Genomic DNA, 22326 nt, shown 5'->3' with positions numbered 1-22326 from the left:
TGATTGCAGATAAAATAATTAAAGCCGTTTTCGGTTCACAGCACGAACGGGACATTAAAGCATTGCTGCCCGTTCTTCATCAGATAAATGAAAAAGAATCATGGGCGCTTGCTCTTGCCCCGGAAGATTTTAAGCAAAAAACAGCCGAGTTTAAGGAGCGGTTTGCAAAAGGCGAATCGCTCGATGCCTTTATCCCCGAAGCCTTTGCGCTTGCACGGGAGGCGGCGCGGCGTATTTTGCATGAGCGTATGTACGATGTGCAGCTCTTAGGTTCGCTGGTACTCCATTCGGGGCGCATCGTAGAAATGAAGACCGGTGAAGGTAAGACTCTGATGAGCATCGCAGCGTCATACCTCAATAGCCTTTCAGGGAAGGGTGTCCATATCGTAACCGTCAACGACTACCTTGCAGAACGCGACGCCGATTGGATGCGTCCTGTCTACACATACCTCGGTGTCAGCGTTGGGGCAATCTTGTCAAACATGGACAACGCCGCGCGGAAAGCTGCCTACAATGCGGATATCACCTACGGTACCAATAACGAGTTCGGTTTTGACTATCTGCGCGACAATATGCAGCTTACAATGGAAGAAAAAGTGCAGCGCGGCTTTTCGTTCGCGGTTGTGGACGAAATAGACTCCATCCTTATCGACGAGGCGCGTACCCCGCTCATCATTTCCGGTTCCGCCGAGGACGACACCAAGCGGTATTTCGATGTCGATAAGCTCGTCGATCAGCTTGAAGAAGTCAAAAAGAATCCCGAAACGGGCGAATATCCCAACGAGCTTGAAGGCGAAGAGATTGTCGGCGACTACACGATTGACGAAAAGAGCCGCCGCGTGTCCTTTACCGACTCCGGTATGTTGCACATTCAGGACATTCTGCAAAAACAGGGCTTGATCAACGGAAGCCTCTTTGAAGAAGAAAACTTTGAATACATCCACTACTTTACGCAGGCGGTGCGCGCGCACATCCTCTATCACATCGATGTCGATTATGTCGTAAAAGAGGGGCAGGTGCAGATTGTCGATGAGTTCACCGGCCGTATCCTCGAAGGACGCCGCTATTCGGACGGTTTGCATCAGGCTATCGAAGCGAAGGAGCATATCCGCATTGCCCAGCGCAACCGCACAATGGCAACCATCACCTTCCAGAACTTTTTCCGCATGTACGATAAGCTCTCCGGTATGACCGGTACTGCTGATACCGAAGCGGTAGAGTTCAACAAGATTTACTCGCTCGATGTCGTCGTTATCCCGACCAACCTGCCGGTTATCCGCAAGGACGAACACGATGTCGTCTACCTCAACGAAGCGGAAAAATGGGAAGCGCTTTGCAATGAAATTGCCGAAGCGCATAAACGCGGACAGCCGGTGCTGGTCGGTACGGTGTCCATCGAAAAGTCCGAAAAACTTTCGTCTCTTTTGACCCGGAAAGGTGTCCGGCACGAGGTATTGAACGCCAAAAACCACGCACGGGAAGCGCTCATCATCGCGGAAGCGGGCGCAAAAGGCTCGGTAACCATCGCCACCAACATGGCGGGACGCGGTACCGATATAAAGCTCGGCGGCAGCCCCGAATTTAGGGCACGCAAGCGGGCGGGAACCGAAGCCGATCCTGAAACCTATCAAAAAACATACGACGAAGAATACAAGAAGTGGCAGGAAGACTACAAGGAAGTTAAATCGCTCGGCGGTTTGTATGTTATCGGTACCGAACGGCACGAAAGCCGCCGTATCGACAATCAGCTGCGCGGACGTTCCGGACGGCAGGGCGACCCCGGCCGCTCAAAATTCTTCCTCTCCCTCGATGACGACCTGATGCGCCTATTCGGCGGCGAAAGCCTGAAACGGGTGATGGCACGGGTCGGTATGGAACCCGGAGAACCGATCGAACATCCGTGGCTCAACAAGAGTATCGAAAAAGCGCAAACGAAGGTTGAAGAGCGCAACTTCGACATCCGTAAACACCTCCTTGAATACGACGATGTGTTAAACGAGCAGCGCAGCTTTATCTATGAGCAGCGCGATAAGATTTTGCAGGACGATCATCTGGTTGAACGTATTTACACTACGATAGAAGAATACCTCGATGACGCATTCGAGCAGTTTAAGCACGGCTCCCGCAAGGAAAAGCAGGACGAGCTGAAAGAGCTGCAAGCAAACTTAAAGACAAAGTTCGGCTACATCTTCAGTGATGAAGACACAAAGCTGGCTCAAAGCTCCGATACAAGCGCACTGCAGCAGAAAATCTACGTCGCGCTTAAAGCAAATATCGAAGAAAAGGTCGCGCTTGCCGGTAACGAAAACCTCAATATGTTTATCCGCTATCAGTATTTACAGGCGATAGACCGCAAATGGCTCGATCACTTGGAAAATCTGGAAGCCCTGCGCGAAGCGGTGTATCTCCGTTCCTACGGACAGAAAAACCCGCTCACGGAATACAAACTCGAAGGCTTCGACATCTTCTACGCAATGCTCGACGAAATCCGCTTCTCCATCGCCTCCTTACTGGTATTGGTACGGATCAGCACCGACGAACCCGCATCCTCACGCGCTTCAAACCGCCGTATCGCGCAAGGCTCTGCGCATCACAGCTCTATGGGCTCCTTCCATCAAAGCGGCTCCCCGATGGGCTCAAGCAGCAAACCGGAAAATGTCCAAGTGGTACGCACTACGCCTAAAGTCGGCAGAAACGATCCCTGCCCCTGCGGCTCCGGCAAAAAATACAAGCACTGCTGCGGAAGATGAATTTGTACAAACCGGTTTCCGTATAGATTGCCGCGCGAACTTGCAGAAAAACCGTGAAAATAGTAAACTTACGCGTAAATTGCAATGGTGAACCTCTAAAAATTTCGGTTTTTAGAGATGCCCAATGGTTATGTAATCCGGAGGTTTTATTATGCGGTTTGTTCAAATAATGAAAGACAAAGCGAAAGAATATCACAATCGCTTGGTCTTGCCTGAGGCGACGGAAGCGCGAACTCTTCGTGCGGCTCGTATACTTGTCGATCAACAAATTCCCGCCGAGCTGTTTTTAATCGGAAAGAAAGCTGAGGTTGAAGATGCCTGTAAAAAAGTAGGCGTTGCGACCGATGGTTTCACCATTATCGATCCGGAGCATTCCGAATGGACGGAAGGTTTTGCTACAGCTTTATATGAAAAACGGAAGGCTAAGGGAATGACGCCTGAGGAAGCAAAAAAGGAGATGCATGATCCTTTACGGTTCGGCGCAATGATGTTAGCTCAAGACAAAGCCGATGCTATGGTTGCAGGTGCAGAAAATACGACTGCAAACGTATTGCGTGCAGGACTTACTATTGTAGGGGTAAAGAAAGGAGTTAAGACTGCTTCTTCCTGTTTTATTGTGGATACCAAGAGTACCGAATGGGGAACAAACGGTGTATTGATTTTCTCCGATTCTGCGGTTATTCCTAATCCGACCGCTGAACAGTTAGCGGATATCGCAACAGCGGCTGCGGAAAGCTATCGTGCATTTATCGGACATGAACCTGTCGTTGCGCTTCTATCTTACTCTACAAAAGGTTCGGGCGGCGATAAGGATGAAAGCATCCTTAAAGTACGCGAAGCGGTTAAACTGCTTGACGAGCGGAAGGTTAATTTCTGCTATGACGGTGAATTGCAGCTCGATGCCGCCCTTATACCGGAAGTAACCGATAGAAAAGCTCCCGGTAGTCCTATCCGCGATAAAGTAAATACGTTGATATTCCCCGATCTTAATGCCGGAAATATCGGCTATAAGTTAGTGCAGCGTTTTGCAAAAGCCGATGCTTACGGGCCTTTTATGCAGGGCTTTGCTAAGCCGCTGTCGGATTTGTCCCGCGGCTGTTCAGTCGAGGACATTGTCGTAACGGCAGTTGTAACGCTTGTACAGGCCGATAAAAATAAATAAGCACCGGCTCAGCTTAAATAAGTTTAATAAAGATATGGGGCTGTCGAAAAAGTAACCGGTTTTTGAGGCATCCCCATGTTTTTAACCGTATTAAAAATGTATGGGCAGCTCCCGCCGTCCGTTAAATTTCGTTATCAAAAATAGGCGATTCAAAGAGGGTGTTTAATTCTCTTTCAGAGTACCGTTTGGAATTTAAGAAATTTTCTTTCACCAATTCGCGAGTTTCTTTATCCAGCACCAGTCTTTTTTCATCTCGCAAATATATCACCAGATCTTCAAATACCGATAATGGAAGCCATGGGAAAGCAATATCAAAAATATTATACCAGGCGTAATATTGTTTCATATTTTCATCGGTTAATGAAGCTCCCTGATCTTTTAATCGGTCTCGGGTTACAGGATGAATAGTAAAAACCTTTTCATTTAACAAATTGCAATAATCCTGCGCGGAGAAAAAAGCTCCCGTCCTTCTAATCAGTTCGGTTTTTTCAACAGATGGAACATCAGCAAGTATAGAAGCTGTTACAAAGTTAAGTCCTTCATGGCTGATTTTGCTTAATTCTTTACCTTCGCTTTCTGCTAACGCAAGGCTTTCCTTCAACAGTCCTTTTTCCAAAAGCGGCTTTAAAATTTCCATAGTTTCCATAATCTATAGTATAAACGAGAGAAGAATAAAAAACTAGGGCAACTGCACCGGAAAAAGCATTAAATCAGCTTGGCGATTTTGCTGTAGAGGCTGTTGACCGCGGCGGTTTGCGCTTCACTCAGTTCTGCACCCGCGCTGTCGATGAGCTGCTGCAGGGAGGCGAGGTTTTCGTGCAGTGCCGTATGAAAGCCGCGGGACGTTTTAAGCCAAAACGTCCCGTTCCCGTCGTTGAACAGGGTGATAAAACCGAGCTGCTTGCTTTTCTGTTTTGCCGTTACCGTCCGGAAGATGAGCGGCAGCTGATCCAACAGGGCTGCAGTATCCTCAGGCAGCGTAAAATTCTTGGTACGCGGGAACGGCGTGTCCGATTCCAGCGGCTGCAACGGAAAGGCTTCGGCAATGCTTAACACCAAGCCGAATTTTTCTCCGGCGAGCAGCTCATAGCTGCCGATGGTAATCTTTGCCCGCAGGTTTTTCAGCTGCTCCAACCGGCCGTCATACATAATACCGCCGCTGTCCGGCATATTCTCTTGTGTGTTTGTGTCCGGCTCATCCGTTCTTTTTCGCTGCCGCTCTGCCCGCAGCTGCTCAACCGTGCGGCTGAACTGCTCCCACGGCAGCAGAAGCTGCTTTTTGCCTTTAATCTTTTGTACGATATACGGTGTGCCGCAAATGGATACCGTCTGCGGCTGTTTTTCTGCTGCAGCTGCGGCACCCAGTGCCGCGGCATTCCCTGCGCTGCCGGATACTTTGCCGGATGCACCGCCCTGCCGTTTTTCCGATGAACCGGCTCCTTTCTCGCCTGCACTTGCGGCCGATCCTTCGCCTTTGCCGGCCTTTGCCCGCGCTTCCTGTCCGGCTTTTTTGCCGAGGAGGGCAGGGGCTACGAGCGCGACAATGTCTTTGGAAAGCGGAGAGACCGACATAGCGTACATCCGCGAGGTGTGTACGATTTCTCCTGCAACGATGTAGGAAGGCCGCTCTTTATACATGCAAGAACCCGGATGGATGGAAATCTTTTCAGTGGTAAGGCTGCGGTACACATCCCGCCCCTGCGCCGCACACACAAACTGAATCATACCGCGGGCAACTGCCGTTAGATAATCAGACGGTTTACCGCCGGAGAGAATCGGCACGCCCATATCGGAGACAATCAGTTCCAGCTGTTCCTTGATATTGGCGATTTCCGCCATAATCCGCTCGTCGAGGTAGGAGCGTTCGCAAAAACGCTTTTGGTTTTCAGCCTGCATGTACTGCCGGTACACTTTAAGGAACGACACAAAGTCGCCGAGCGGATCGCGGAATGCCGCATGGGCTTTCCGCGCTTCAAGTTCCTGCCCATCGGGGAAGAGGAATGGGCTGCGTGCCGACAAAAAGCCCGCGGCAATCAGCACATCTTCAATCGATTCAGGATAATACAGCACCGCTTCCACAATCATGCGGGACTGGCGCGGGCTGAGCGGGAACAGACACATCATCTGCCCGATCTTGCTGAGGCTGTTATCGCTTTCAAGCGCCCCGAGCATATTGAGCGTATCCACCGCGCCGATGATACCTTTTTTGCCGGGTGGGGAGATAAAATCGAAGTTTGCAAAGTCGTAGATACCGAGTTCCGCCATCCGCATAACAACTTCCGACAGGTCGGTGCGGTAGATTTCTTCCGTGGTGTACATCACGCGGGTTTCAAAATCCTTGCGGGTATAGAGACGGTAGCATACACCCTCCTGCGTCCGCCCTGCACGTCCCCGCCGCTGATTGCACGATGCTTTGGACACGGGCGCTTCGTCAAGGCTGGACGTGTAGGTAAAGGGGTTGTAAAAATTGAGCTTCGAGAGGCCCGAATCGATAACGGCGGCAATGTCGTTGATGGTGATGGACGTTTCTGCGATATTCGTCGCAATGACGATTTTCTTTTTGCCGAACGGCGGGGACTTGAATACCCGCTCCTGTTCTTCCTTGCTCAAGCGGCCGTACAGCGGCAGCGGATAGAGCTTACGGAACCACGGCTCGTGCGAAAGCCGCTCGATACAGTCCTTAATTGCCCGCTCACCGGGGAGAAACACGAGGATTGCTCCGGGGCGTCCCTCGCTCAAAATCCGCCCGACAATCACGGCGATTTTATCGAGCAGCGCCGTTTCCGCCGCAAGGGTTTCCGTAGAGGCGGTAAGCGCAGGCGGGTCAAAGATGAGCGTAACCGGATAGGTCATCGCATCGATTTTAATCACCGGACATTCGTTAAAATACATCGAAAACATATCGGTGTTAATCGTCGCAGACGAAATAATCACCTTAAAGTCCTGCCGCTCCTGCAAAATCCGCTTGAGGAGACCGAGGATAAAATCGATATTTAAACTCCGCTCATGCGCTTCATCTACCATTATAACGGAATATTTACTGAGCCACGGGTCAAGTTTGAGTTCCTGCAGCAGGATACCGTCGGTCATAATCTTTATCTTGGTATCCGGCGAGGTATGATCTTCAAACCGCATCTTGTACCCGACCAGCTCGCCGAGCGGCACCCGCAGCTGATTCGCAATAAACTCGCTCACCGAAAGCGCTGCAATGCGCCGCGGCTGGGTAACGCCGATTATGCCGGTCTGCGTATAGCCCGCTTCATGTAAAATAACCGGCAGCTGGGTGGTCTTTCCCGAACCGGTCGGGCTTTCGACAACAATCACCTGATGTCGTTCCAAACTCTCTAAAATACGTGCCTTTTGTTCATAAACAGGCAGCTGTGTATACTTCATCATTACCTTAATGCTGCTCCTCTATACGCATGCACTTTTGAATCGATACCGTGCGTAATGAGTTCGGGTAGCGAATCTCCGTCGATGTCGAGAAGATACGAGGTGCCCGTACCGGCAAGGGGAAAACCGTCCAGCGGTGCAAAGCCGGAGGTATACCCGTAAAGAGCGTTTCCTCCTCCGGAAACAAATATTTCGTCTTTACCGTCGCCGGTTACGTCGAGCAGGGTGATGCGGTAGTCATCCGCAGCGCCTGTTTTTAACGGCAGCGAATCGGTTATGGCGCCGGCGGTGTTGAATTTGAAGAGGTGCCCGTCCTGAGAAACGACGAAAAATGCCCGCAAAGACGCCGAATACGCCAAGTCAGCCTTGCATACGGTATTCAGATCGCAGGCGGCAAGCTCCTCATAATTCTCCGCCAGGCTGCGGATAGAAAATCTGCCGTCTTCGCTTACAAAGGCGGCGGCGGGCTTTCCCTTTGTTTCTTCAAAAAAGACCGGCGCTGCGGCAAAGATACCGTCAAGTTCGAGGGGATACCCTTCAATTACCTTCCCTTCTTTATTGAACATATACAAGCTGCTTTCAAACGAGCGGGGCAGCGCCGCAATGCCGTCCTTGAATACGATGGGAGCTGTCCGCAGCTTAGCGTTCATCATGCCGGAAGTAAACCAGCTGTCTGCCGCTCCTGCAAAGAGCAGGCCTGAGTCGGAGGAAAGCGGAGCAACGATGCCGCCGTTAAACGCAACCGGTGCCGGGAACAGCTTTTCCGCCGTCAGCACGGGGAATCCTGCAAAAGGTTCCAGATTTTCATTTACTCGGTAGATGGAACCGCGGGCGGAAACCGCCCACAGCGATTGCAGCTTCGACTGCTTCATGTCGGCGGCAATGCCTGCCTTTCCGTCGAGTGAAAGTGTTGTTTCGCTTCCGGTTAAAAGATTCATGCTATGCACATTTGAACCGTTTGTCCAAAAAATATAAGGGATATTGGCGGCAGTTTTTGCGCAGATGATGTCGGTTTCCGGGCGTTGAGAGAGGGAACGCGGAAAGGCGGAAATTTCTTCCAGTTTACGGGCATCGGTTTTCTGCGTATAGAAATCCAAAGATACTTGGCGTTCCGCCGCAAACCGCAGCGATAATACGCCCTTACCGTAATTTTTAAAGGCGGTTTTGAGCAATGCGTTTTGTTCCAAGAAGAACGGAATGCTCCGATCCAGCGAATAGTACACTAAAAAAGAGGTTTCGGCGGAAACGGATTTTGCAATTTTCTTCCATTCATCGGTCTTTACCATGAATTTACCTGCATCTGTTTCTTTTTTGCACACGCCGAGCGCTTCCGCACTGTTGGAAAGATATAAATAGCCGTCCTGTATCATATAAAACGGTTCCGGCAGGTCGATATGAAAAGCGCGCAACAGTCCCGATAACCATGACGGGAATATAATGCGCGGAATGCGGTTGCCGTCGACTACGGCCGAAATGCTGCGGTCGATAAATATCGTGTTAAATAAATCTTCAAACAGATAGCGGCATTTTGCTTCGTCTTTTAACGAAATAAAGAAAACCGGAGTTTGAGAATCCTTATGACCGAACACACCGAGTTCACTACCCGTCCATTCAAAAACAAGCTGGTTTAAGTCTTTGTTAAAAAAGAATTTACTGTTCTTATCCGCAGAATTGAATGTCTTAGTTAATTCCGGAGAGAAAAAAGACCGGGTGTTTTCGTAGAGGAATTGAGGGTCGCCTAGGTTCAGCAGGGTTAAATAGGCTGTCCCTTCAGGAAGACGGGACAAGATGGACGGCAGCGTAGAGCGGCGCTGCAATATAGCGTTCACTTCGGATCGTTCGGAAACCCATTTGATAATACTGTGTAAAGAAACCGTTTTTTCATCAAAGTTGACGTTAAGCGCCGCCGGCTCGGGAAAGGCGAGTTCCCTCACTATATTGCCGGCGATATCCTGTTTTGCTGCAATGCCGGAAATAAAATACGACGGTTCCGCATAGATGCTGACAGCTCCGCGGTTCGAAGAACGCAGCAGTGCAGTCAACCGTTTACCGCTCGCTTCAGAGTTTTCAGCGATACACGAATAAAGTAAATCTTCCGAAGTCGCCGCGATGATGAGGTTTTTATAAAAACAGATATAGAGTCTCTGATCGTATGTCAGCTGAAACAGAAAGCCCGCTTTCCTTTTGCCGTTTATGTCAAATTCGGTTTGCGAAAGATTCGGTATCGAATCGAACAGTTCCGGTTTAATCACAGCAACGAGAGGAAGCAGCCGGACGGCGGCGGAACGGATTCCGATATCTGCAATAAGCGCTGCGTTATTGCCCTCATAGACTGCAATGTTAATCGGGACGTTGAGCAGCCGCTTAAACCAATCGGATTGCAGCGTGGTGTTTGAGCGCAGCGCACGGAGATTACTTTGCAGCGATGCCGTTTCGGGGGAAGAAAGCAGCGAATCGACGGCGCTGAGGTATAGTCCCTTTTGCAGTGTGTCGCTTGCGGAGCGAATTGTAACTGCGGTGTAATACCCGTCTGCAATATGCCGCGCAGGATTCGTCCGGTCTATCAACGAATATCCGATAAGACCGGCAAGGGGTAGGAGAATAATCAGAATAAGGACGAGAAGAAGGATGCCGATTTTTTTGAAAAATCCGCTCTTCTTCCGCTTTTTGGATGTGAGCGGAGAAGACGGCTGCACCGTATCGGCATTTTGTGCCGTATCGGTGTCCGGAATAGGTGGCATATTGTGCCCTTCCGGTGAGCGGGTTTGTTCGTGTGTATTTAAATCGCCGGTATCCATAGAGCCTCATTTCGCAGGGCAAACGCATCAGCTTTTACAGTACGCCCGCAGAATATATAGGCTGTTCAACCAGAATTTCGCCGTGTTGCGGCTCAAATGGTTGTCCTGCCTATATATTCTGCGGAATCTGCTTTATTTCTCTGATGCGTTTACCCTTCTTCTAAGATAAACTGCGCAAAATTTTATTCAAAATTTCGCGCAAAAGGAAGGCAACCGCTTTAAGTATTTCCGATGCGGTTGCCCAGATCGCTTCGTTATTGTAGTTTTTGTTTGAGCGTGTTTACTTGCTGTGCGGTAAGTCCGACGGTTTTGGTCAGATAGTTTTCCGCAACGGATTTCAAGTTGGCGTCGGTAATTGCTTTGCCGCCGTTCATTTTTACGAACATATCGGTAATAATCTTTGCAATTACCGGATACCGTGCATCGGTTTTCTTGACGTTAAAGTAGTTCATGTACGATACCATATAATCGTCGGAAACCTGCTGCACTGTCGCACCCATTAATGCTTCAAGTACGGCGGCAACCATGCCCGCGCGGTCTTTTCCTTCATTGCAATGAACGTAGAACGGTCCTTCGTGCTGTCCCATAAAGATCAGCCCGTCCTTCAATTTTCCGATAAATGCGGGATCGTTAAAGTCAATTCCCATATTAAGGGTTATAACCTGCCCGTCTTTTACCAGCTGTTCATAATAAGGTGCTGCAGCAAGATGAGCCGCCATGCTTTCGGCGCTGTCTGCAAGATTGATAACGGTAGCGATTTTGGCTTCTTCGACAAGTTTGGCCGCATACGGGGCACGGGCGTCGTCGAGTACCGGATTGCATCCTCGGTACAGTCTGTTTGCAGCGATGGAACCCGCCTGAATGGCGCGGAAGTTTGCAAATACCGCATCGGAAGCGTAATCTTCACGCTTTTCCGACTTTACCAAATGGCGCATTTCGTATTCCTGTAGATACGCACCTTTCTTGGAAAGCGAGAGCGTTACCGAAGTCCCTTCAACTGCGCCGGTTTTGCCGCTGCAGTTATCGTAGCTCATCGCGATAGCTGTAAATCCGTGTGAAATTCTAATCAGGTAATCCCCTCTATTAACGTCGCTATAGGTGTCAACAAAGGGCGCCGTTACGGTCTTATCCCCGAGTTTTGCGAGTAATACGTCGCCGAGCTCATAGCCTTTTCCTTTCAGCGCCGCTTCGGTAATGTCCGTTGTCAAGTTTCCGTACTTGTCAACCGACGAAACGGTTCCCTGCAGCGGTTCATAGACCGGCTCCTGTGTACGTGCCTTGTCCGTCGTTGCGCATGACATCAGTACGGAAAGACTGAACAATAATGCAACCGATAGATGCATAAAACGTTTGTGAATCATAAAAACCTCCAAAAATTGAAGCCTTGTTTTTCATAGTATATATGGTAATAGTGTGAGAAACAAGGCTTTTGAAAATATACAGCACATCTACTGCGTTGCTACGCAAATTCCAATCCTCAACGTATCAAAGATACGCCTGCGGTTGGAATTTGCTAAGCGCCTTGTATCTGTACTGTCTATTTTCAAAAGGCTGACGGAAAGAGAATTTTCAAAAATATACGACGCATCTGCGTTGTCGCTTCACAAAAAACAGTCCTCGACGTACAACAAGTACGCCTGCGGGTGTTTTTTGTACGCTCCTAGCACCTGCATCGTCTATTTTCAAAAGCGTTGGCAGAGGGAAATACTACTGCGTTGCTACGCAAATTCCAATCCTCAACGTATCAGAACGGATATGGATGTCCGTGGGATTGAGCAGAAGCCCGGACGGCGGTGGTTGTAAGCAGTAGCAAGTTTTTCAAAAGGCTTACGGAGGGGGCAAAAAGATAGGGCGCATCTACTGCGGTGTATGTTTTCAAAATGCGAGATATTGCATTTCCTTATTTTTATCCCTATAATAATGCCTATGTTGAGCCGAAGTATCGGATTATCACAGCATCATCAGTCTCCCCAAAAAGTGCAAAAAATGCACACAGGACTTGACACGTACACAACCTGTAATACAATCCTCACAGCTCACAGCTCACAGCTCACAGCTCACAGCTCACAGCTCACAGCTCACAGCTCACAGCTCACAGCTCACAGCTCGTTAGACAAATCTTTATATTTTTATGCATACAATTATTTTTTCTCATCGGTAAACGCAAAGAGGCCTTGTCCTGTTCAGCTTTCTCATGTTGTACAGCGGATATAATTAATAATTCACAATTATCAATCTTTTTCACTTTGTATTGCCAATTTTGGCTGACTGTCCGGTCTAAGATAGTGCGAATCGGAGAGTAAACGCATCAGTATTTAGGAAAATAAACCGCTCTGCGGTTAAAACATATCAGGAGATGTACTATGAATAGTAATAAGAAAAAAATGAACCGGCTCTTTAGCTGGGGTGCAATGGTAATGCTTGCTGTTTTAGTAGTAGGCTGCAACCCGAATGTAAGCGCGAGCTCATCTGCGGAAAAGTTTACGGTAACCTTTACCGTAAATGGTGAGAACGGAAAACTTACTGCCATGATAGACGGAAAAGCAGTTACCTCGCCTGTACAAGTTGAAACGGAAAAGACCGTTATCTTTACGGCAGAACCCAGTCAAAGTACAGTGCCCAATCAAAGTTATATCGTAGATACGTGGTCAGTGACCCCTTCGTCTGCGCTTATGGAAGGCGGACAGGTAGAAAATACGATTGCGAAGATAAAAGTTACTGCAAATACAACGGTAACCGTAACGTTTAAGCTTATCACATATAAGTTAATCGCATACAATGCGTTAGACTCTTATCTTAAAAACACCGCATCCGAAAGTGAAATTAATTACATTAAAGTAACCGGCCTTACAGCAGACAAGTTGCTGGGGAGTGCTTCCGAAGCAAGTCCGTTGGGAAAGACACTGCAAAAATATCCCACAAAACGGGTTGCACTTACATTCGGCGATACAGCAATAGCCGGTCTTACAGATATGGCCAACTGCTTTTACAATTGCACAAGCCTGGTACACGTATCCGGCATTCCTGATGGAGTTAGGAAGATGGACAGTTGCTTTGAAGACTGTGCAAACCTGATGCAAGCACCGAACATCCCCGACGGAGTTACGGATATGGACAGTTGCTTTTACGACTGTACAAAGCTTCAGCAAGTGCCGAACATCCCGGATAGTGTTACGGATATGACTAGATGCTTTGGGTTCTGTACCAGCCTTATGCAAGTACCGAATATCCCCGATGGTGTTACGGATATGACCAGCTGTTTTTTCAAATGCAGAGCACTTACATCCGTTACACTGAAATGCAAATATAGCGAAGGCAAATTTAATAATGCTTTCTGGGATTGCAAGAGTTTAACGGTAGGCAGCATAAAGGTTCCGGCTGTTTTACTGAATGACTATCGAAATAATGTAGCGAAGATGGATGCAAAACTAGAATGGTTTGCTGCGGAATAAGCAGGGATAGGATTAGCTGAAACAACAGTAAAACCGTGCAAAATGTTAGAAAAATTTTGCACAAAGGCTAAAGTTTTCAGCTTATACTACCGATAAAAGATATGGAGATATTCTATCCGGAACCTCTGATAAGCGCCTAAGCTTTTAGCGGTTCCTTATTTCTTGAAAAGCACGGATGCTTTTCAGTACCACATTTCATGGAGGAATGCTATGGTTATCAATCACAACATGAGTGCAATGTTTGCACAGCGTACATTAGGTGTTACCGATGTACGTATCGGCAAGGACATCGAAAAACTGTCAAGCGGTTTGCGTATCAACCGTGCAGGCGACGATGCTTCCGGTCTTGCTGTTTCCGAAAAAATGCGCGCTCAAATCCGCGGCTTAAATCAAGCCTCGGCAAACGCATCGAACGGGATCAGCTTTATTCAGGTTGCCGAAGCGTACTTGCAGGAAACCACCGATATTATGCAGCGTATCCGCGAGTTGGCGGTGCAAGCGTCAAACGGCATTTACAGTGCGGAAGACCGCATGCAAATTCAGGTTGAAGTTTCTCAGCTTGTTGCCGAAGTTGACCGCATTGCAAGTTCCGCTCAGTTCAACGGCATGAATATGCTGACCGGACGTTTTGCACGTGAAGGCGGAGAAAATGCCGTAACGGGATCTATGTGGTTCCACATCGGCGCCAATATGGATCAACGTATCCGTGTGTATATCGGTACTATGACCGCTCATGCTCTCGGCGTACGTGATCTGAGCGATAATAGAACGATGACTATCGAAACTGCGGAAGACGCTAATCACAGTATCGGTACAATCGACGAGGCGTTAAAGAAAATCAACAAGCAGCGGGCAGACCTCGGCGCATACCAGAACAGACTGGAAATGGCCGTTGTCGGAATTGACATCGCCGCAGAAAATATGCAGGCATCCGAATCACGTATCCGCGATGCGGATATGGCCAAGCAGATGGTTGAGTACACGAGAAATCAAATACTCAATCAGTCCGGTACGGCAATGTTGGCGCAAGCGAATTCAAACACGCAGCTTGTGCTTTCATTATTGCGGTAATTTTGGGCATAACTCTCTTGGGCATCTGTAAAAAACTCGGTCAGTTTTTGCAGATGCCCGTCGAGTTTAAAATTAAGTCTTTATACAATAATGACTTAATTTTAAACGTCGTAGCTGAATCTAAGGTAAACTTTTAAAAACTGAGGTTTTTAAAAGTTTCCTCTTGTCTTTTTTTAGGCAAGAGAGTATACTAACCACCGTAATAACGAGAACCGGAGTGGTACTTTCGATTTTCGTTATCATGATCTTTGAAAAATACCCTTAAGAAGCTCTGTATAGCAGTATTATTGGTCTTCGGTCAGTACATCGGAAGCCAATAATACTGTGTAAAAAACAGAGGGAAAAGGCGCAACCAATTTCCGTAACGTTTTTATACAGCGACCATTTCCGGCATGGATGCCGGAAGCAGACTTCAAGGAGGGTTATATGATTATTAACCACAACATGAGCGCTATGTATGCACAGCGCCACACAGGCATTGTCGAGACAAGCATTGCAAAAGACATCGAAAAGCTTTCCAGCGGTATGCGCATTAACCGCGCAGGCGACGATGCTTCCGGACTTGCAGTATCCGAAAAAATGAGAAGCCAAATTCGCGGTTTGAATCAAGCAGGGCAGAACATACAGAACGGTGTTTCTTTTATCCAAGCAACAGAAGGATATTTAGCTGAAACCACCGATATTATGCAGCGTATGCGCGAGTTAGCAGTTCAGGCTGCCAACGGTATCTATTCTGCAGAAGACCGTATGCAAATTCAGGTTGAAGTTTCTCAGCTCGTAGACGAAGTAGACCGCATTGCAAGCCATGCTCAATTCAACGGTATGAACTTGCTTACCGGACGCTTTGCGAAAGATTCTGCAACCGGCCCGATGCAGTTGCATGTTGGTGCAAACATGGATCAGTCCGAAAAGCTCTTTGTTGGCACAATGACCGCTATGGCTCTTGGTCTTGCAGGCGGTGCACAGGGCGGCGAAGGTGATATGATCACCATTTCCTCTGTAGAAGGCGCTAACATGGCAATCGGTACTATCGACAATGCGTTAAAGCAGATCAACAAGCAGCGCGCAGACCTCGGTGCATATCAGAACCGTTTTGAACTTGCATATAATGGTGTTGCAATCGCTTCTGAAAACTTGCAAGCTGCTGAATCACGCATCCGCGATGCTGATATGGCTAAAGAAGTTGTCGAATACACCAAGAATCAAATCTTGATGCAGTCCGGCACAGCAATGCTCGCACAGGCGAATACACAACCCCAGTCGGTTGTTCGTCTCCTTCAATAGCGCTCAGGAAAATCGGGAATACACACAAATCCTTAAATCAACAGTTGAGGATTGAGTAAAAGAGATCTCTGGATGTTATCTCTTTTCCCGAAACCGAAAAGGAAGAAGAAGCCGCGCCCTTCTTCTTCCTTTTTTTTATCTAAAGACCTTTGGGGAGCTCTAAAAACTTAAATTTTTAGAAATATTCTTTTAAACGGTTGGAATTCATAAGTTTATCCTACAAAACACGTAACTAATTTGATGTCATAAAGCTTATTGATATTACAGCCGAAAATACTAATAGAGAGGGTTTATCCGGCCTTGACGGTAAAGGGGGTAAAGTGTCAGACATGAATATTCCCGGCATAGGGGCCGGTAAATATGATAATCTCATTGAAACGCTGATGAAAAAAGAGCGTGCCCCGCGCGATTCAGCAGCTGAAGATTTAAAAAAATATGAACAGCAGAATGCTATTTGGCGAAAAATAAACCAATTCTCTACCGAAATCCGGGAAAAAACACGGGACTTATATTCTTTTAATAACCCTTTCGTCGAAAAGACCGTTGCATCTTCCAATGAACGGGCGGTAACGGCAACCGCTTCACGGGATGCCCGCGAACAAACCTTTAAAATTTCCATCAATCAGATTGCTCAGGCCGATTCTTTTTTATCAAACGAAGTATCGAAAGATTTTCAAGTTCCGAAAGGCCTATATACCTTTACCGTCGGCGAAAAAAAACTGTCGGTAAATTGGCAGGGCGGAAAATACCGGAGCTTTATCGATGCCGTCAATAAAAAAGGAAAAGATGTTATCCGTATTTCGGAAATAAAAACGTCGCCGGGCGCCGTTTCGTTGCTTTTTGAATCGCAGCTGACGGGAGAAGCAAATAGATTAGAGTTTTCCGATGATGCGTTATCCTTTGCACTTGAAAACGGTCTGATAAAAAAGAACGATCGCCTCGCAGTCGATGTCGAAAAAACGGAGATCGCAGTTCCTGCGCAGACAACGGAACGTATTGCGTTTTCCAAGCCGGTACGAGGTTCGCAGCAGTACGTGCTGGAATATACCGTGTCTCTGCAGAATAATGCTGATGTATCCGCGCCGCCTTCCGGTCAAGGAGAGCAAGCTTCTTCCGGAGGAAATCCTATTTACGAGCAAGTCGGTACGGTGTCGTACAAGGGCGTAACCGTAACCAATGCACCGAGCGATTCAAGTATCGTGCCCGAAACACTCGGCCTAAATCCGGTACCGGCCGCTCCTGTGGAAGACTATAATGTACTGTCTTTGGTTTCATCGCGCGGAACGCTTATCCCGTTGCCCCCGCTTGCCGATACGGCCGAAGTTCAAACTTTCAGCATTCCGCTGAGCGAATACGGCGACATTACCGGAATTACCGTGCACAATAACAACACCGATAAGACCGTTTCGTTGGCGCAGATTAAAGTATATGACCCGAAAGCAACGGGCGAGTACATACCGGTTAATCCCGTTTCGCAGGCACAGGAGGCATCTCTTACGTTTGAAGGTATTCCTGTAAAGCGGAGCACAAATAAGATAGACGATCTTATTCCGGGAGTAACACTACAGTTGGAAGATAAAACCGATAAACCGGAAAGCATCAGTATTAAACCGGATCCGCAGCCGGCAAAAGATGCGATTATCGAATTTGTCGCAAAATACAACCGGCTTTTGGCCGAAATCAATATCGTAACGAGCAATCAGCAAGCGGTTATCGACGAAATCGAATATTTTACCGACGATGAGCGTAAAACGGCGGAAGAAAATCTCGGGGCTCTTTTCGGCGATACGACGCTGTCTTCTTTAAAGAATAATCTGCGTCAGATTGTGGCAAATGTGTACCGCAGAAATACCGATACCCCGATACGGACGTTATCCCAAATTGGCATATCGACCAAGTCGGACACAAGTTCGGCGCTTAACGAAGCCCGGCTCCGTGGATACTTGGAAATCGATGAAAAGAAACTGGATGAAGCTTTAAAAAATTCGATAGAAGATGTCCGTTACCTCTTCGGATATGATACCGATAACGATGTGTTAATCGATGACGGGGTTGCGTATCAGGTATTTAAACAGATAGATCCGTATGTACAGCGGGGTGGAATTTTTTCTACGCGGACAAACGGATTGGCAGCCCGGATTAAAACAAGCAAGGATAAAATTGCACGGTACGATCAAGCACTGGAAAAAAAAGAACAGGAGCTGCGACAGAAGTATGGGGATATGGATGGGTCTTTGCGGAATCTGCAAAAGCAGTCGGATATGATCAATAATTTCAGCAGGCAAAATAGAGGCGGTTCGGATAACTAGTACGCTGCGGATATATCTACATAATTGCCGAAAAATGATAACTTGAGGAGTAGAGCTATAAATGGTAATAAAAATTAACGGCGAAGAACTGTCGTATACGCTTGAAAACGAAAAAACGCTCGGCGAAGTGCTGGGCAGTATTGAAGAAGCCTGCTGCCGCGAACACGAAACAATCGTACAGATTTCGGTTGACGGTAAAGAACTGACTTCGCAAGAGCTTGATCTGCTTTTTACGCAGCCGGTTGATACCGATATTACAATCGAGCTTTCAACATTCTCCGGGGCGGAAATCCGCAACTACATGAAGGGTTTGATGAAAGAACTGTCCGGATATGCAGAAGAGTTTGAACAGATACCGGTATACATGCAGACCGGAAAGGACGTGCAGGTGCTGAACCTGCTCGGGACTTTTTCGGGAAAACTGAATGAGCTGTATCGGTCGCTGCTTTTATCCGATGTAACGGAACTGCCGATCGATATACAAATTGAAGAAAAATCGATTCATGAGTATCAGAAAGATATAACGGCTTTATTGCACGATATTGTATCAAGTATAGAAGAAAAAGATATTATTCAAGTCGGCGATTTAGCCGAATATGAATTAGCTCCCCTTGTCAAAACTTTGATAAATGGGGTATCATCGATTTTAAATTAAACGGAGACGGAAGCAGTGCTTGTAGAGGATATTATCGATATTGAAAAAAAGAATTCTCTCATCTATTATCGGGAAGAATTTGAGGCAACTGCCGTTTACAATATTTTAGAAAGAGAACAAAAAGGAAAAATAAGCTTTTTAATTGAAGTTAATCCTGTCGGTCAAAAGCAACTCTTTGTGCAGCTCATCGATAAGCCGGACTACCCTGTGCTACCCATCCGTCTTGCATTAAAAGAAAAAATACAGCATTTAATCACCTCTGCCGCGCTGCCTCTTTAGCGTATAACCGGTTACAGATCGGCGATTTTTCAGATGTTTTAGGCGCGGCGCCGTTAGGTGATAAACGTGAGAAAATTTGGAGTAGCTCATGTATGAATATCATATTGAAGGCGGTTTTCCGGTAAAAGGTACCGTTAAGGCAAGTGGAAATAAGAATGCCGCGCTTCCTTGTATCGCCGCCGCCGTTCTTACCGATCAGCCCGTTACCTTAAAGAATCTCCCCGAAATTGAAGATGTTTTTGTAATGTTTGAAATCTTCAAATCGTTCGGCGGAACAGTAACCAAATGCGCTCCGAATGAATATACGCTGCAATTAAAAACCGTAACCGGTTATGAGGTGCCGGCGCCGCTTGCCCAAAAGATACGGGCATCTATTTTGTTTGCAGGGCCGCTGCTTGCCCGTCACGGAAAAGTTATGATGACCCCGCCCGGCGGCGATGTTATCGGCCGGCGGCGGCTGGATACGCATTTTTTGGCTCTAACGGAACTCGGTGCACAGGTAAAGATAAACGGGCATTTTTTATTTTCGGCGAATAAACTTATTGGACAGGATATTTTCTTGGATGAAGCCTCCGTAACCGCTACCGAAAATGCGGTGATGGCTGCGGTAATCGCCGAGGGAGAAACCGTTATCACCAATGCGGCAAGCGAGCCGCACATTCAAGATCTCTGCAAACTGTTGAATACAATGGGAGCAAAGATAAGCGGTATCGGTTCGAATATTCTTACCATTCAGGGTGTGCGGCAGCTGCGCGGCGCCGAATACCGCATCGGGGCGGATTACATGGAAGTGGGTTCGTTTATCGGACTTGCAGCGGTAACGCACGGCTCTCTTACCATTACCGATATTAATCCGCCCGATATGCGGCCGATAAAGCTTGCGTTTAACAAGCTTGGTATCCGTTGGGAAATCGACGGGACGAGCCTTACCGTTCCCGCGCAGCAGAGTTTAAAGGTCAACTGCGACCTCGGCGGTATGATCCCTAAGATTGACGACGCGCCGTGGCCGGGTTTCCCTGCCGACCTTACCAGTATTATGACGGTTATCGCCACACAGGTGGAAGGCACGGTGCTTATCCACGAAAAGATGTTTGAAGCCCGTATGTTCTTTGTCGATAAGCTCATCGGTATGGGCGCCCGTATTACGCTTTGCGACCCGCACCGCGCCGTCGTTACCGGCCCCGGTACCCTGCACGGTTCCGAGCTGGTTTCTCCCGATGTGCGCGCGGGGATGGCACTTGTAATTGCCGCCTGCTGTGCCCGCGGTGAAAGCCTTATTCGGAACGTATATCAAATCGAACGCGGCTATGAACACCTCATCGACCGGTTCAACGCACTCGGTGTCCACATAGAACGGAAACCGATTTGCGTATAAGCGGTGTTAGAAACTTAACAGGACTGCCGCACCGGAAAAGTATATATAAAAGATTGACAGTATAAAAAATCGCCCTTATAATTCGCTCCTATAAATATGACGGATATCCTTAATTTTTTTCGCATTCTTAACGCGATAACCGCCTTTATCATAGCGGTATGTTCATTAACAAAGAGCACAGAAAATCCTGTCTTTAAACCTATTGCTTACTTAGCTTCCATGATCGGTTTTTGGAATTTAATACGCTTTTTTTTAGTGCAAACACACGAACTTCAGCTGAGTTTTATTATGACACGATTCATCTATACGTGTATTGCATTTTCAGCGCTGTTTTTATTTTACTATGCACAATTCTACTGCATACCGAATGTTCCTTCTTTCTGCCGCAGATTGGTAGCGATTATTCCCGTCATAACTTGTATCCTGAGCATTACGGCAAACAAGCACTCGTTTTTTATCAGTTTAAATCCGGAAGCGGAAACATTCGATATGGGAGCCCGTCCATATATTTATGGTGCATGGTTTTACGTACATATCCTGTACAGCTATGCGCTAATCTTCCTTTCGTGTGTTTTATTTTTTATCAAACTGTTTTCACCTCAAGTAAAAAACCGTAAAGAAGTTATCGCCATAACGGCTGCCGTCTGCATGTTTACCGTAATGAATATCATCGGCACGTTTATTGCACAAACGGAACTGATAACCTTACTTTCGCTGCTTGCTCATTTGTTCAGTATTAACGCACTGTATTTCTTAACCTATCGCGATATGGATCAAAAAGGACTCTATCTCGGAAAAAAAGATTTCTTTGAAGATTTTACTCAACCGGTGCTCATCTTTAATACAAAAAGCGAATTACTTAAAGCAAATACCGTTGCCGTGCAATTTTTTACTCAATCGAATATACCCATCCAACCGTATGCGTTGTACGGCGATATGTTCTGCGGCCGTTTTTTTGTGCCTATTCAATCTCGAAATCAGACCGATTATGCGCTGTACATGCAGCACAGAACAACGGGAAAGGTATTCCTTTGTCATAAAAAGCCGGTTTTAAACCCTCAAAGCAACAAAAGCATCGGGACAACCATTATTATGTATGATGCCGGTATGTTGGGTGAACTTATACAAAAGATTGAACAAAACGCATTTACCGATGCTCTCTGCGGATGTTTAAACCGCAACTGCTTTGAATTACGAAAAGGAACAATCGTACAAAATGCCGTAAAACCCTGTCTTTTGCTTGCCGCCGATATTGATGATCTTAAAGAGGTCAACGACACATTCGGCCACAGTGCAGGGGACGATTATATTCAAACATGCGCGGCGATACTGCAGCAAGCGATAAATACGCCGAATACGCTGTTCCGTATAGGGGGAGATGAATTTGTTGCCTTTATCCCGCACTGTACCGAAACGGATGCAGCAACTATCGTAAAAAAAATAGAAACACTCTGTACAAATCAAAAAAAGTCTTGGAAGGTTTCCATTTCAGTAGGTTGTTCAATTATAAACGGCAATCATAACGATCTGATACAACATTTTATACAAGCGGATGATGCTATGTATGCGAATAAGCAAAAACATAAGCAACAGCTTGTAGATATTTAATGGGCAGTATCTTCTTAATAACACTCACATTATAACACCCGCGTTAGGGATAAAATGTATCGCCGCATTGACCGCATCAATAGCGGGGATGTCTCAAAAGGTAGTTCCTTTTTCGCAATCCCCGCTATATAACTTCCGGCGGCGTCTTCGGCTGCGGAAGCGCCGGTTACGGCGCCACACCTTATCGGGT

At 47.2% G+C, this 22326-nt stretch carries 14 protein-coding genes and 1 pseudogene; 11 read left to right on the top strand and 4 right to left on the bottom strand.

Annotated features, from left to right (window positions below):
• Positions 1-2: 2 nt before the first annotated feature.
• The 3 genes and pseudogenes from secA to pta all read left to right on the top strand — a co-directional run.
• A pseudogene (secA, locus tag HMPREF1222_RS06170) lies at positions 3-2514 on the top strand (preprotein translocase subunit SecA); the annotation flags it as partial.
• A gap of 86 nt (positions 2515-2600) precedes the next feature.
• Positions 2601-2750 carry an SEC-C metal-binding domain-containing protein gene (locus HMPREF1222_RS13410; RefSeq protein ID WP_425314952.1) on the top strand — a complete coding sequence of 50 codons (150 nt, stop codon included), beginning with the start codon at positions 2601-2603 and terminating at the stop codon, positions 2748-2750.
• 151 nt (positions 2751-2901) lie between these two features.
• Positions 2902-3912 carry a phosphate acetyltransferase gene (pta, locus tag HMPREF1222_RS06165; protein WP_016518665.1) on the top strand — a complete coding sequence of 337 codons (1011 nt, stop codon included), beginning with the start codon at positions 2902-2904 and terminating at the stop codon, positions 3910-3912.
• Between the two features lie 121 nt (positions 3913-4033).
• Here the strand turns inward: pta and HMPREF1222_RS06160 are convergent, their stop codons facing one another.
• The 4 genes from HMPREF1222_RS06160 to HMPREF1222_RS06145 form a co-directional block, all read right to left on the bottom strand.
• Positions 4034-4558 (bottom strand): hypothetical protein, encoded by a 525-nt coding sequence (locus HMPREF1222_RS06160; RefSeq protein WP_016518664.1) that lies wholly within the window; start codon positions 4556-4558, stop codon positions 4034-4036.
• A 59-nt stretch (positions 4559-4617) separates the two neighbouring features.
• A complete protein-coding gene (locus HMPREF1222_RS06155) occupies positions 4618-7305 on the bottom strand; it encodes a helicase-related protein (RefSeq protein WP_038076935.1) in 2688 nt (895 codons plus the stop codon).
• A gap of 2 nt (positions 7306-7307) precedes the next feature.
• Entirely contained in the window at positions 7308-10103 is a 2796-nt protein-coding gene (locus tag HMPREF1222_RS06150) for a VCBS repeat-containing protein (protein WP_016518662.1), read from the bottom strand.
• 254 nt (positions 10104-10357) lie between these two features.
• The gene (locus tag HMPREF1222_RS06145) at positions 10358-11464 is read right to left on the bottom strand and encodes a tyrosine-protein phosphatase (RefSeq protein ID WP_016518661.1); all 1107 of its coding nucleotides are present in this window, start codon (positions 11462-11464) and stop codon (positions 10358-10360) included.
• Between the two features lie 1002 nt (positions 11465-12466).
• Between HMPREF1222_RS06145 and HMPREF1222_RS06140 the strand changes: the two genes are divergently transcribed.
• The 8 genes from HMPREF1222_RS06140 (at position 12467) to HMPREF1222_RS06105 (ending at position 22136) form a co-directional block, all read left to right on the top strand.
• A complete protein-coding gene (locus tag HMPREF1222_RS06140) occupies positions 12467-13555 on the top strand; it encodes a leucine-rich repeat domain-containing protein (RefSeq protein WP_016518660.1) in 1089 nt (362 codons plus the stop codon).
• Positions 13556-13765: 210 nt separating this feature from the next.
• Positions 13766-14626, top strand: coding sequence for a flagellin N-terminal helical domain-containing protein (locus HMPREF1222_RS06135; RefSeq protein ID WP_006187788.1), 861 nt, complete (start codon positions 13766-13768; stop codon positions 14624-14626).
• Positions 14627-15052: 426 nt separating this feature from the next.
• On the top strand, positions 15053-15910 hold the full coding sequence (locus HMPREF1222_RS06130; RefSeq protein ID WP_006187791.1) for a flagellin N-terminal helical domain-containing protein: 858 nt from the start codon (positions 15053-15055) through the stop codon (positions 15908-15910).
• 329 nt (positions 15911-16239) lie between these two features.
• Positions 16240-18219, top strand: a complete 1980-nt coding sequence (gene fliD, locus HMPREF1222_RS06125) for a flagellar filament capping protein FliD (RefSeq protein WP_016518659.1) — start codon at positions 16240-16242, stop codon at positions 18217-18219.
• Positions 18220-18280: 61 nt separating this feature from the next.
• On the top strand, positions 18281-18874 hold the full coding sequence (locus HMPREF1222_RS06120) for a hypothetical protein (RefSeq protein ID WP_016518658.1): 594 nt from the start codon (positions 18281-18283) through the stop codon (positions 18872-18874).
• A gap of 15 nt (positions 18875-18889) precedes the next feature.
• Positions 18890-19153: a hypothetical protein gene (locus HMPREF1222_RS06115; RefSeq protein WP_006187795.1), complete on the top strand. Its 264-nt coding sequence runs from the start codon at positions 18890-18892 to the stop codon at positions 19151-19153.
• An 88-nt stretch (positions 19154-19241) separates the two neighbouring features.
• A complete protein-coding gene (gene murA, locus HMPREF1222_RS06110; RefSeq protein WP_016518657.1) occupies positions 19242-20528 on the top strand; it encodes a UDP-N-acetylglucosamine 1-carboxyvinyltransferase in 1287 nt (428 codons plus the stop codon).
• A 96-nt stretch (positions 20529-20624) separates the two neighbouring features.
• The gene (locus HMPREF1222_RS06105; RefSeq protein ID WP_016518656.1) at positions 20625-22136 is read left to right on the top strand and encodes a histidine kinase N-terminal 7TM domain-containing diguanylate cyclase; all 1512 of its coding nucleotides are present in this window, start codon (positions 20625-20627) and stop codon (positions 22134-22136) included.
• The last annotated feature ends 190 nt before the right edge of the window (positions 22137-22326 follow it).

This window comes from Treponema vincentii F0403 (assembly GCF_000412995.1).
Lineage (GTDB): Bacteria > Spirochaetota > Spirochaetia > Treponematales > Treponemataceae > Treponema > Treponema vincentii.
This window is presented reverse-complemented; position numbering and strand designations above follow the sequence as displayed.

Excerpts from the sequence above, each read along its gene's own strand:
- HMPREF1222_RS13410 (WP_425314952.1), top strand. The coding sequence starts at position 2,601 with ATGGGCTCCTTCCATCAAAGCGGCTCCCCGATGGGCTCAAGCAGCAAA.
- pta (WP_016518665.1), top strand. The coding sequence starts at position 2,902 with ATGCGGTTTGTTCAAATAATGAAAGACAAAGCGAAAGAATATCACAAT.
- HMPREF1222_RS06160 (WP_016518664.1), bottom strand. The coding sequence starts at position 4,558 with ATGGAAACTATGGAAATTTTAAAGCCGCTTTTGGAAAAAGGACTGTTG.
- HMPREF1222_RS06155 (WP_038076935.1), bottom strand. The coding sequence starts at position 7,305 with ATGAAGTATACACAGCTGCCTGTTTATGAACAAAAGGCACGTATTTTA.
- HMPREF1222_RS06150 (WP_016518662.1), bottom strand. The coding sequence starts at position 10,103 with ATGGATACCGGCGATTTAAATACACACGAACAAACCCGCTCACCGGAA.
- HMPREF1222_RS06145 (WP_016518661.1), bottom strand. The coding sequence starts at position 11,464 with ATGATTCACAAACGTTTTATGCATCTATCGGTTGCATTATTGTTCAGT.
- HMPREF1222_RS06140 (WP_016518660.1), top strand. The coding sequence starts at position 12,467 with ATGAATAGTAATAAGAAAAAAATGAACCGGCTCTTTAGCTGGGGTGCA.
- HMPREF1222_RS06135 (WP_006187788.1), top strand. The coding sequence starts at position 13,766 with ATGGTTATCAATCACAACATGAGTGCAATGTTTGCACAGCGTACATTA.
- HMPREF1222_RS06130 (WP_006187791.1), top strand. The coding sequence starts at position 15,053 with ATGATTATTAACCACAACATGAGCGCTATGTATGCACAGCGCCACACA.
- fliD (WP_016518659.1), top strand. The coding sequence starts at position 16,240 with ATGAATATTCCCGGCATAGGGGCCGGTAAATATGATAATCTCATTGAA.
- HMPREF1222_RS06120 (WP_016518658.1), top strand. The coding sequence starts at position 18,281 with ATGGTAATAAAAATTAACGGCGAAGAACTGTCGTATACGCTTGAAAAC.
- murA (WP_016518657.1), top strand. The coding sequence starts at position 19,242 with ATGTATGAATATCATATTGAAGGCGGTTTTCCGGTAAAAGGTACCGTT.
- HMPREF1222_RS06105 (WP_016518656.1), top strand. The coding sequence starts at position 20,625 with ATGACGGATATCCTTAATTTTTTTCGCATTCTTAACGCGATAACCGCC.